Genomic DNA, 8,393 nt, shown 5'->3' with positions numbered 1-8,393 from the left:
GGGCGGAGCGATCCGCCCACCCGCGCCTGTCACTATCTGATCGGCCCGAGCGGTTTTCCCAACTACGGCGACGAACTGATCGCCGCGACCTGGCTTCGCCATCTGGCACGGACCGCGCCCGAGGCCGATGTCTGGCTCGACACCCACTCGCCCGGACCCGCGCAACTGCTCTTGAACGATCTGCATCCGCGCCTACGCTGCACGGACACCCTGTGGCGGCTGTGCGGCGAGGCGCCTTCCGACGATCCGTGGGAAGTCGCGCGCTGGGTGCAGTCGGCGGTGGACGACCCCGGGCTCGCGCCGCGGTGGGACGCGGGAATCGCCCTCCTCGGCCGGACCGACGTGGTGCACCTGATCGGCGGCGGCTACCTCAACGCGTTGTGGCCACGGCATATCGGGCTGATCGCGGGCGCCGTGGCGGCCGCACGTCGATCGGGTGCCCGTACCGCCATGACCGGGCAGGGCCTGACACCGTTCCCGCCTGGGGCGATCGACCTCCTCCGGTCGCTCACCGACCGCTTCGACGTCGTCGACGTCCGCGATGATCCCTCGGCCGAGCTGCTCACCGGCGCGGTCCGTACCTGCGACGACGTCTTCCTGGACCCACCCGAGCGGAGACCCGCCGCGCAGGCGCGCGAATTCGTGCTGTGCGTGCAATCCGACATCGGCGCCTTCGAGCCGTCCGTGCTGGCCGCCCAGGTTCTCGGCTTGCTGCGGGCATGGGACGTCCACCCTGAGCAACTCGCCGTCGTCGAAGGAATCCCCCGGATCGACCACGCTGTCCCCGCCCTGCTGGAACACGAACTCGCCGGCGCGGAATTCCACCCGTTCCGCGACATCTGGCGCCACGGCCTCCCGCTGGCGCCCGGGCAGACCTGGATCTCCAGCCGGTACCACCCGCACCTCGTCGCCGCTGCGGCAGGCGCGAACGGCGTCGCGATGAGCGTGTCGCGCGGGTACTACACGACCAAGCACCGCAGCCTGATCGACCTCGGCTCAGGCTGGACGCCGTTCGACTTCGAGGCCGGCGGGACACCGGACCGGCCGACCGGTACCGGGTTCCCGCCCGACGTCGTCCGGCGGTGCCGGGACGCGAAGCTCTCGGTCGCGAAGGCGGTGTACGGAAGTCCGGTGGCCGAGGAAGCCGCGGCGCCTCCCCCGGTCCGGCGCCTCGCCTTGCGCTCGTGGCGTGCCAGGTCGAGCTAGCCGTATCTCGCGTGTCTGAAGCCGTATCTCGCGTGCTTGGAGGCGTAACTCGCGTGTTACGCCTCCAAGCACGCGAGTTACGCCTCTGATCACGCGAGTTACGTCGTGTCACCGGCTGAGGGAGGGCACCGCCTCGGCGTCCGGGGCGCGGTCGGCCGACCGCGCCACCGGAACGCGGGCCTTGTCCGGCGCCGCCAGGCTCCAGATCGCCACCACGGCCAGGTTCACCCCGAGCGACACCAGGCCCGCGTTGAAACCGCCGAACGTGGCGCCGGTGACGTACAGGACGATCGCCGTGAGCACCCCGGTGACCATCCCGGCGGCCACCGCCGCCGTCCGCACCCGCCGCACGAACAGGATCGCGAGCCAGCCGGGGACGACCTGGGCCAGCAGGTTGTAGGTCAGGTTCAGGATGGTGAGCATCAACGTCGACGCGACGAGGGTCAGCACCGCCGCCAGTACCAGGAAGCTCGCCACCGCGACGACCGTCCACCGCCGTTGCGCCGCGGCCGGGACGTTCGGCGCGATGTTGCGGCAGACCATGCCACCGATGGTGAGCGCGGTCGCGGCGAGCACCAGAACGCCCGAGAGCGCGGCGCCGGCGGCGACGAGGCCCAGCAGCCAGTCGGGCAGCAATCCCTTGGCGGTCACCATGAACACCGTGTTCGGGTTATCCAGATCCGGATGCGCGCGCACGCCGTAATAGGCGGCCAGCACCAGGAACGGGTAGATCAGCATGTACATCGGCATCCACACGGTCGAGCTCTTCACCGCGCGTTCGGATCGGGCCGGGAACACGTAGGCGCCACCGAAACCGAGGTAGAACACGATGCTCTGGAAGAGGATCGTCGTCATCGCGAAGGTGAGTTCCGACCCGCCCATGGTGGTCTGCGCCGCGCTCAGCACCTCCGGTCCGCTGACCTTCGCGATGCCGCCGGCGGCGATCACGACGGCCACGCCGACGAGTACGACGCCGAGCAGCATGAAGAAATCCTTGAGGATCGAGACGAACGCTGGCGACCGCACCCCGGAGACGGCGATGTAGACGAACGCCACGATGCCCGCCAGCACCACGCACTGCACGGGATCCAGCGGCAGTCCCAGATTGCCGAGCACCACCTGGAGACCGATGAACTGGTACTGCCCCCACGGGATCAGCGCGATCAGCATCGTGACACAGGTGATCAGCTCGAGCCGCCTGCTGCCGAAGTGCCGCCCGAACACGTCCGGCACGGTCATCGCGTCGTACCGTTTCGCCGCCCGCCACACCAGCGGCGCCAGGAAATAACCCAGCGAGTACGCGAGCAGGATGTAGCCAAGGAACCAGATCCCGTAGCTCGCGCCGTGCGCGTAGATCCCGCTGGGGAACCCGATCATCGTCCCGATGCTGTACACCTCGCCGACCGCAAGGAAGTACACCAGCCACGCCGGGAACGACCGGCCACCGACGAGGAACTCGGAGATCCCGCCGCCGCGCGTCGACCGTCCCGCCCACACCGCGAGCCCGATCGAACCCGCCATCACCACCGCCACGATCGCGATCAGCATCAGTCGTCCTCCGGGTAGTGTGCGCGGTCGAAGAAACGCCAGCTGATCCACAGGCACAGGGTGGTCAGCGGGCAGCAGCAGAACACCCAGAAGAACAGCACCGGGATGCCCAGCACCGACGCCGTCGATCCGGAGAGCAGCAGAATCCCCGACAGCAGGGTGAAAGCGGGAACGAACAGTCCTATCAGGACACTCGGCCAGCTGCGGATCATCGTCGTGCTCCCGTCGTCTCGCGCCGCCAGACGACCTCGCCGCCGCTGACGGTGGCGTCCACGGTCAGCTCGCGGATCCGGTCCGGGTCGACCGTGGTCGGGTCACCGGACAGCACCGCGAGATCGGCGAGCTTTCCGACCTCCAAACTGCCCTTGACGTTCTCCTCGCCCGCCAGGTACGCGGCGTCGATCGTGTAGCCGCGCAGGGCGGCGTCGACGTCCACGGCCTGTTCCGGGCCGAGTACCTTGCCCTGCCTGGTGATCCGGCGTACCGCGCACCAGATCCCTTCCAGCGGCGGCACCGGGGTCACCGGGGTGTCCGAATGCAGTCCGAAGTGGATTCCGCGCGAGCGGGCCGAAACCAGCGGGCTGATCCGGCGCGCCCGCTCCGGGCCCAGGAAGATGTCACGATGCCGGTCTCCCCAGTAGTAGACGTGTTTGACGAAGAACGACGCGAGGACGTCGTGGGCGGCCATCCGGTCCAGCTGGTCTTCGCGCACCGTCTGGCAGTGCTCGATCCGGTGCCGCCTGCCGGTGCCGCGCGGTGAACCCAGCCGCGAGTAGCCGTCGATGATCGCGTCGATCGCCGCGTCCCCGTTGCCGTGCACGGCGACCTGCCAGCCCGCCGCGTCGAGGGCGGCGATCCGGCGGCCGAGGTCGGCGGGTTCGAGCAGCATCATGCCGTGCTCGTCCGGGTCGCAGGTGTAGCCCTCCGCGAGGCAGCCGGTCTTGCCCTGGATCGACCCGTCCGCGACGATCTTGACGCCGGTCATCGCGAACTTCTCGTCCGCGCCGCCGTCCGGCGCTTCCGGTTCACCCTCGTCGAGGCCGGGAAGCAGACCGTCGAACAGGTAACCGCGCACCCGGACGCGCAACTTCCCTGCCCGCCTCAGCAACGCGTACGCCTCGAGTTCCGCCGCGCCGCCGATGAGCCCGATCCCGGTGTCGTGCACGGAAGTCACGCCGTTGGCGAGGTATTCCTCGTCCGCCAGCAGCAGTGCTTCGGCCAACTCGCCCGCACTCTGGCCGGGCAGCCGGGACGTGACGAGGAAGGCCGCCGTCTCGACGAGCACCCCGGTCGGCTCGCCACGGGCGTCGCGCACGATGAGCCCACCGGGCGGATCCGGGGTCTCGGCGGTGATCCCGACGTCGCGCAGGGCGAGCGAGTTCGCGGTGCAGAAATGCCCGGAAACATGGGTCAGGACCACGGGATTACGGGCGGAGACGGGATCGAGGTCCGCGCGCGTCGGATGACGGCCGTCCGCGAGCAGCGTGTCGTCGTACCGGAAGCCGCGGATCCACTCCCCCGGCCCGAGGTCCTTGGCCGCCTGGGCGACCCGGCCGGCGATGTCGGCGATGGTGTCGTTGGGCGGGCTGCCGGCGTCGACCGGCGCGGCCAGCGTCATCCCGAAGAACGCCGGATGGTTGTGGGACTCGACGAAACCGGGGATCACCGTGCGCTCGGCCAGGTCGAGCACGGTGGTCTCCGGGCCGATCGACCGCGAGATCTCCCGTTCGGACCCCAGCGCGGTGATCCGCCCGCCGCTCGCGGCCAGCGCGCGGACCCGTCTCCCCGCCGCGTCCAGGGTGAGGATGGTGCCACCAAGCGCGACGAAATCGGCTGCGCCCTGGGGATTTTCTCGAAGGAACTCCACACAGGCCTCCTGGGCTCACGAGGGATCCCCAGAGAGTGCGGCACGTCTGGCCGCCTGAACAGGTCCAGAACGCTCCGGCGCGGTGGTACCAGTTGGGCGCTCAGCCGCCGAGCAGGTCGCGGCAGGCCTCGCCGAGCAGCCGGATACCGGGGTCGATGTCGCGCAACGGCACCGCCGCGAATCCGATCCGGAAGTGGTTGCGTGGCGGGTCTTCCCCGACGAAGAAGATGTCCCCGGGTTCGATCAGGACGCCGTCGCGTTCGGCGCGTTCGATCAGCGCCCGGCAGTCCAGTTCGGACGGCCCGGTCATCCAGAGGCTGACCCCGCCCGGCGGGTACGCCGTCTGCGTCCACGGCAGATGTTCGGTGACCGCGGCGCAGGTCGCCTCCCATTTCCGCATCAGTTTCGTGCGGTAGCGCCGCAGGGACCGGTGGTACTCGCCGCTGTCGATGAGCAACGCCAGCGCCCGCTGGAGGTGTCCGGGCGGGTGTCGCAGCACGTACCGCCGGATCTCCCGCAGTTCCCGCACCAGCTCCCTCGGGCCGACCAGGTACCCGAGCCGGAGCCCGGGCGAGAGGAACTTGGAGAAGGTGCCGAGGTAGATCGCGTCGCCGGTGCCGTCGAGCGCCTTGAGCGCGGGTGTGGGGCTTCCGTGATACCGGAACTCGCTGTCGTAGTCGTCCTCGACCAGTACCGTGCCCGCACTCGCGGCGAGACTGAGCAGCCGACGGCGGCGGCCGATGCTCAGCGTCGCGTTCGTCGGATGGTGGTGACTCGGCGTGAGATAGAGCAGGTCGACGCCGTCGAGTGTCTCCGGCGGGCGCAGGCCGCTCTGGTCGACGTCGACGCCGCGCAGCCCGGCGCCGGTGCGCAGGAAGATGTGCCGGGCGTCGAGGTACCCAGGGTTCTCCATCGCCACGACGCTGTCCGGCCCGAGCAGCGCGCGACCGAGCAGGTCGAGCCCCTGCTGCGAACCGACGGTGATCAGCACCTCGGACGGATCGGCCTCGATCCCCCGCGCGGTGAGCAGCTGACGGCAGATCAGGTCGACCAGCATCGGGTCGTCCGAACCGACGCTGTCCTGGAGGCTCGGGAACACGTGCGGCCGGTACAGCGCGTCGCGCAGGCAGCGGGTCCACGACCGCGCCGGGAACGCGGTGACATCGACCTGACCGGCGAGGAACGGATACGGATACGTATGCCAGTCCGGGCGTTTCTCGATATGCGGCACCCCCGCGTCCGGGTACCGGCGCACCCGCGCGCTCCAGTCGATGGCCGGGCTGGTGCCGCGCTCCTGCACCGCGCAATGCGGCCGCATCTCCGCGTTGATGAACAGGCCGCTGCGCTCCCGGCTCTCCACGAACCCTTCGGCGACCAGCTCCTGGTAGGCGAGGTTGATGGTGTTGCGGGAAACGCTCAGTTCGGCGGCCAGCTCACGCGAGCTCGGCAACCGGTGCGCCGGGTCGAACGTGCCGATCGCGATGCCGTGCTCGATCGCGCGCCGCACCTGCCGGTAGAGCGGCTCGGCGGACGTCCGGTCGATTTCGATCAACGTTCGCGGCAACGGCACCTCCCTCTCGGCGACGGACCGGGATCTGAACCTAGCTCCAGATCCCGGCCCGCACCACCTAGGCGAGCACGTCGTCCAGCGCGACCGCGCCGATTCCGAGTGCTTCGCCGACCGGCGCGGACGTCAGCCGCCCGTCCACCGTGCTGACCCCGCCGCGCAGCTCCGGGCATCGCGCGAGGGCGCCCGAGAGACCGTTGTTCGCCAGCTCCAGCGCGTACGGCAGCGTGACGTTCGTCAGCGCGTACGTCGAGGTGTGCGGGACGGCGCCGGGCATGTTGGCGACGCAGTAGAACACCGAGTTGTGCACGGCGAACGTCGGTTCCGCGTGCGTGGTCGGCCGCGTGTCCTCGAAGCAGCCGCCCTGGTCGACGGAGATGTCGACGAGCACGCTGCCCGGCTTCATCCGGGACACGAGGTCGTTCGACACCAGGCTCGGCGCCTTGGCGCCGGGCACGAGCACGGCTCCGATCACGAGGTCCGCCTCGAGCACGGCCTCTTCGATCGAGTACGCGTTGGCCGCGGCGGTGCGGATCCGGCCCTGGTACATCCGGTCGGCGGCGCGGAGCTTGTCGACGTTCTTGTCGAACAGGACGACGTCGGCCCAGGTCCCGGCCGCACCGGCGACCGCGTTCATCCCCGCGACACCGGCGCCGAGGACGACCACCCGCGCCGGGGCCACGCCGGAGACGCCGCCGATGAGGACACCCCGCCCGCCGTTGGCGCGCATGAGCGTCTGCGCGCCGACCTGCGGGGCCAGCCGTCCGGCGACCTCGCTCATCGGGAACAGGAGGGGCAGCGACCCGTTCGGCAGCTGCACGGTCTCGTAGGCCACCGACGTCGTGCCCGCGTCCAGCAGCGCCCGCGTGCACGGCTCGCTCGCGGCGAGGTGCAGGTACGTGAACAGCAGCTGGTCGCGGCGCAGGCGGTGATACTCCTCTGCGATCGGCTCCTTGACCTTGAGCACGCGGTCTCCGGTCGCCCAGACGTCGTCGGCGCTGTCGAGCACCTTCGCGCCGGCGGCGGCGTAGTCCTCGTCGCGCACGGAGGACCCTTCGCCTGCTCCGCGCTCGACGAACACCTCGTGCCCGGCCGAAGTGAATTCGTGCACGCCCGCGGGCGTCACCGCGACCCGGTACTCGTGGTTCTTGACTTCACGAGGGACACCGATCTTCATCTCACGCTCCCGTCTGTTCCAAAGGCAATGACGCTGAGCGTGCGGCACGGCTGGAACGGCCAGAAGTGCCAGAAGCCGCGCGATCGACAGGTCCAGTTCGCGAGTCATAGCGATGGGCTATGACGTTCTCGCCGGATACCGGCTACCGGTGTTCCCAAGGCCGCTCCACAATGGACTCGTGGGAACCCTGGCCATGACCTCGCTCGCGGCGGCGGCCGGGGTCGTCGCCCAGCGCCTCTCCGGAATGGGGCTTTCCCTGCTGTGCGTACCGTTCCTGGCACTGGCGCTGGGCCCGCTCGACGCCATCCGGCTCACCCTGCTGCTCGGCTTCCCGGTCTACCTGGCGGTCGCGATCACGCATTGGCGGGCGATCAGGTGGGCGCAGGTCGCGTGGCTGACGGTGCCCGCGGTGGTCTTCACCCCGGTCGTCGCGTTCGTTGTGCGCGGCGTTCCCGCGCGGCCGCTGCTGCTCGCCGCGGGTGGCTGCTGCGTGCTCGCGGTCGGCATCCTGGCTAGCGGCATCACCAGCAGACGGCTCGCGAGCAGGACGGGTGCCGTCGGCGCGGGCGTGCTGAGCGCGGCGATGAACTCCGTCGCCGGGCTGTCCGGTCCCGCCGTGGCGGTGTACGGGGCGAGTGCGGGCTGGGGCGCGGACGAGACACGCGGGACACTGTCGATCTACTTCTTCCTGCTCGGCCTGGTGGCACTGCCCAGCCTCGGCTGGGTGGAGGTGCCCGTGAGCGTCCTCGTCGCGGTGGCGGGCGCGGCGCTCGCCGGTGATCTGCTGGGACGGGCGCTGAGCCGCCGGGTCGGCGAACGCTCCGTCCGCTGGTCCGTTCTGGTGCTTTCGGCGGCGGGTGGCGCGCTGACGCTGGCGCATGCCGCGTGAGGTGCGGCTCGGCTTGCGACCGCTCGGCGGCCGGGGAACCACCAGGACAATCGCTGACGTCGGCCGGAGAGGCGAAAGTCAAACGTAGTGGGGCCGGTGGGCTGAAGGCTCCCTTCACCGCGTCTGACGCGGTGAAGGG

7 protein-coding genes are annotated in these 8,393 nt (G+C 70.2%); 2 read left to right on the top strand and 5 right to left on the bottom strand.

Going from position 1 to position 8,393, the window contains the following annotated elements:
- On the top strand, positions 1–1,206 hold a 1,206-nt coding region (locus ACFVM3_RS41245), incomplete at its 5' end, for a polysaccharide pyruvyl transferase family protein (protein WP_378445276.1).
- 108 nt (positions 1,207–1,314) lie between these two features.
- On the opposite strand, the gene ACFVM3_RS41240 is transcribed toward ACFVM3_RS41245, so the two are convergent.
- From ACFVM3_RS41240 to ald, 5 genes are all read right to left on the bottom strand, one after another.
- Positions 1,315–2,754, bottom strand: a complete 1,440-nt coding sequence (locus ACFVM3_RS41240; protein WP_378445274.1) for a sodium:solute symporter — start codon at positions 2,752–2,754, stop codon at positions 1,315–1,317.
- The gene (locus ACFVM3_RS41235) at positions 2,754–2,966 is read right to left on the bottom strand and encodes a DUF3311 domain-containing protein (RefSeq protein ID WP_378445272.1); all 213 of its coding nucleotides are present in this window, start codon (positions 2,964–2,966) and stop codon (positions 2,754–2,756) included. The genes ACFVM3_RS41240 and ACFVM3_RS41235 overlap by 1 nt, the downstream gene beginning before the upstream one ends.
- A complete protein-coding gene (locus ACFVM3_RS41230) occupies positions 2,963–4,621 on the bottom strand; it encodes an amidohydrolase (RefSeq protein ID WP_378445270.1) in 1,659 nt (552 codons plus the stop codon). The genes ACFVM3_RS41235 and ACFVM3_RS41230 overlap by 4 nt, the downstream gene beginning before the upstream one ends.
- 100 nt (positions 4,622–4,721) lie before the next feature.
- Positions 4,722–6,185, bottom strand: a complete 1,464-nt coding sequence (locus tag ACFVM3_RS41225; protein WP_378445268.1) for a PLP-dependent aminotransferase family protein — start codon at positions 6,183–6,185, stop codon at positions 4,722–4,724.
- A 64-nt stretch (positions 6,186–6,249) separates the two neighbouring features.
- Entirely contained in the window at positions 6,250–7,365 is a 1,116-nt protein-coding gene (gene ald / locus ACFVM3_RS41220) for an alanine dehydrogenase (RefSeq protein ID WP_378445266.1), read from the bottom strand.
- A gap of 178 nt (positions 7,366–7,543) precedes the next feature.
- Here ald and ACFVM3_RS41215 point away from each other — a divergent pair, with 178 nt between their 5' ends.
- On the top strand, positions 7,544–8,254 hold the full coding sequence (locus ACFVM3_RS41215; RefSeq protein WP_378445264.1) for a TSUP family transporter: 711 nt from the start codon (positions 7,544–7,546) through the stop codon (positions 8,252–8,254).
- Positions 8,255–8,393 lie beyond the last annotated feature (139 nt).

This window comes from Amycolatopsis sp. NPDC057786 (genome assembly GCF_042797905.1).
Classification (GTDB): domain Bacteria; phylum Actinomycetota; class Actinomycetes; order Mycobacteriales; family Pseudonocardiaceae; genus Amycolatopsis.
This window is presented reverse-complemented; position numbering and strand designations above follow the sequence as displayed.